The sequence below is a fragment of the Bacteroidia bacterium genome, from assembly GCA_019695265.1.
Lineage (GTDB): Bacteria > Bacteroidota > Bacteroidia > JAIBAJ01 > JAIBAJ01 > JAIBAJ01.
Genome location: JAIBAJ010000196.1, coordinates 1 through 3,284, shown reverse-complemented (window position 1 = coordinate 3,284; position 3,284 = coordinate 1). Strand labels below are relative to the sequence as shown.

At 34.6% G+C, this 3,284-nt stretch carries 2 protein-coding genes; both read right to left on the bottom strand.

All coding sequences use genetic code 11. The annotated features are described in order from the left end of the window. Positions 1 to 272: 272 nt before the first annotated feature. On the bottom strand, positions 273 to 1,580 hold the full coding sequence (locus K1X82_15235; protein ID MBX7183464.1) for an MvaI/BcnI restriction endonuclease family protein: 1,308 nt from the start codon (positions 1,578 to 1,580) through the stop codon (positions 273 to 275). Further along, positions 1,549 to 2,793: a DNA (cytosine-5-)-methyltransferase gene (dcm, locus tag K1X82_15230; protein ID MBX7183463.1), complete on the bottom strand. Its 1,245-nt coding sequence runs from the start codon at positions 2,791 to 2,793 to the stop codon at positions 1,549 to 1,551. The genes K1X82_15235 and dcm overlap by 32 nt, the downstream gene beginning before the upstream one ends. Positions 2,794 to 3,284 lie beyond the last annotated feature (491 nt).

The window sequence follows — 3,284 nt, the reverse complement described above, 5'->3', positions numbered from 1 at the left end:
CACTTTTTTTTCAATAAAGTTTAAACTTTTTGAATAATTTGAAATCAGAATAGTTTTTTTAAGGACAGAATTTTAAGGAGTTTTTAAATATTCGAAAATGTCGGTTGCGGTTCTATAGCCTGTAACGGTTGCAGGCTTGCCTTAGTGCGACCTCGAAGCCTTCAAACGTGTCTGCATGAACAAAAGTAAGTTGTGAGTAGTTACTTTCCAAACCTAAAAACTAGCATTAGGCGAGCCTGCTGTTAGCCGTAGGGTTAATTCCAAATGTTCGTCTATTTTGTTATATCAACGATTTCATTTGTCTTGTATAAATTTGGTAAGTTTTGAGATTTGATTCTAAATTGACTACGCTTTTTTATTTTCGGTTTGCTTGAAACGTTTTCCATTTTAATTCCTGGATCATAGTAAATATTCCCAATTGCCATTTGACGTAAGAAAAGCTGAAAATCTGTTCCAATACCAAGGATAATATTGTTGCCATATTTGTATTTCCTTTCGTTATCAGTTTCTGAGAGTGAAGGAACGTAACAAGCTTGGTTGTGTTTCCTGTTCCAATGCTTTAGCATTGAGGAAAAACTCCATGAGGCCGCCTCATTATTGAATTTATCTACTAATGCAATCCGACCATTTGTGTTTCTGATTTTACCACTTTCATTATCGAAACCAATCAACTGCATTTCCAAATTCGTTAGATTATTTCTAACTCCAGCTTTATGAATACCGCCAAAATTTAATCTATCCTCTCTACCAGTTTTATCCTCATACCCATATTTTCTGATAAAGCTTTCAGTTCCTTCCGACTTATAAATTCCATCTGTTGGTTCAGGAGTCATTAATGTGATAACCGAAGAACTAATCTTTGTAAGATTTGTAACTCCAAATTGTTTTACCTCCCAACCTAAGAAATCCGGCTCAGAATAACCATTTGGAGTGATACCTAGTTCTGCTTCTAAGGTGTATCCACCGCAATTTGGCGCTTCACATGGCAACTGATTTCCATTTCCATCCAGTCTTTTTGACTTAATCCATCCCAATTGGTTAATTCTAAGTAACTCGCTAAGTAATTTCGCTCTATTATTTATTAATTCAGGTAACTCAATAACTTTAAAAACACCGTGCTCAGAAATAAATAGTTCTTTTTCAAATTCTCTAGTAAGTTCCGAATCTGGCGATGAAACGAAACCTAGAACAATACCATTTTTAGTAACGGAGAAGAAAAGTAATCTATCAGCAAGTCTCTGTGTCATCAAATGAGAAGGAGGATTCTCACAATTTGATAGGAAGCCTGAAAACCTTACCTCCGGGTATTTTGGATACAGAATTAATTGGGAATTTGGGGCCGGGAATAAACTTCCATCTTCACCAATCCACGAAAAATTTATTGATGCTTTAAAACGCTCCTTGTTCCAATCCCCTGCTTCCTCTGTTATAATTTCTGATATTGGGAGAATGTTTAAAATCTCAAAGCTGCCACCGAAATAAACCTGATTTTTTGAGTTATCATTAGGTGAAAGTTTCTTAACAAATACTTTCTGACAACCATGGCTGCTAAATAGAGATTTGAGATTTTGTAGGTTCATTTATTGAAAGAATTTCTTTTACAATATTTTTTCCAACGGACTCAATTAATGGAGTTACTACAGAATTTCCAAATTGTTTATATGCTTGGTTATCGGAAACTGGAATAATGAAAGTATCTGGAAAACCTTGGAGTCTGGCACATTCTCTTGGGGTTAATCTTCTAGGTGATTTCTCAAGTTGGGGAATTAGAATCTCAGCTCCATCCTTGTAATACCTTGCACTCATAGTTCTCGAAATGCCATTTAAATCAGTCAACCCGTATCCAAAACCATTTCCTTTTTCTTTATGTTTTTTAGCATATTCCTGCAAGTAATTCCAAAGGTGGTTAGATAATGTATACTTACTATCAACATTTTCTTCCAAGATGTCTTTAATTGCAAATTTTGATTCACCCAGTTCTGGAAACATAAAATTTTCTTTATAGTCAAAAATTCGATTGTTAAATCCAACAATGATTATCCTTTCCCTATGCTGAGGAACAAAATGTTTGCCATCGAGCACTTTGAAATAAATTGAATAATCTAGTTCCTTCAAAGTCTCTCTTATAACTTTAAAGGTTTTTCCTTTGTCATGAGAAACAAGATTCTTGACATTCTCCAACATAAACGCCTTAGGCTTCTTGTGTTCAATAATTCTTGCAACATCAAAGAAAAGAGTTCCTTGGGTTTCATCTAAAAATCCATGTAATCTTCCTAATGCATTTTTTTTGGAAACACCAGCTATCGAAAATGGTTGACAAGGAAACCCTGCTAACAAAATATCATGGTCAGGAATTTCCTTTTCCGATATTTTTGTTATGTCTCCAAATGGAACCTCTCCAAAATTTGCCTCATAGGTTTTCTTTGAATACTTATCCCACTCACTTGTAAAAACACATTTACCGCCTAAATTCTGATATGCTAACCTAATTCCCCCAATTCCCGCAAATAAATCTATGAATTTGAATTTTGGATTAGATGGTGGAGGAAATGGTATATCCCAATTTATTGGAAGGTAGTACTGGAAGTCAGGGTCTTCTGATATATTAAGGCTTTCGTGAAGTTTTTCAAGGTAAATTTTTGCGGACGGTTGAAAGTACTGTGAAACCCCGTTTTTGTGATTCTGAAAATAATGAGTTAGATGTGCAAGCCCGTTTTCATTCTGTTTTTCGACTTGGAAATCAAGTTTTTTCCTTATGTCGGAATACTTTTTGGTCTTCACTTCTTGCTTCAATCTATTTTCAATTTTATTCGTGCAATTTCGAATATTTTTACCAACTTCCTGACTCAAAAATCTTAATTTTTTCCACCCTTCAGATTACAATTGTGGGTTTTTTACTAGAACCATTTCGGTACTTAGAACATACATATCTTTTGTTTACTCTGTAAATTTTAAGTATTACCCAAAACATTTTTGTTACTACAAATTTCAAATAATAGAAGTTTGTTAGTATTTCTGGGCGTTCCCAAAACCTTGCGGCTAACGGCGGGGTATATGGAAAGTGGCGGCTTCGAAGCCGATAAGCTTTCCCTGAGAACAAAAGTAGTTGGAAGAAGACACTTTCACAAACCTAAAAACCAGCCATTTTTTATATACCCTGTTAGCAGTAGCCCATGTTTATTTTTTGCGTTTTTCTGTTCTAAACCAATTTTCAATTTCGATTCCATCTAACCTTTCAAAGTCTTTAACATTGTCAGTAACTAAGATTAGTTCATTCTCAATAG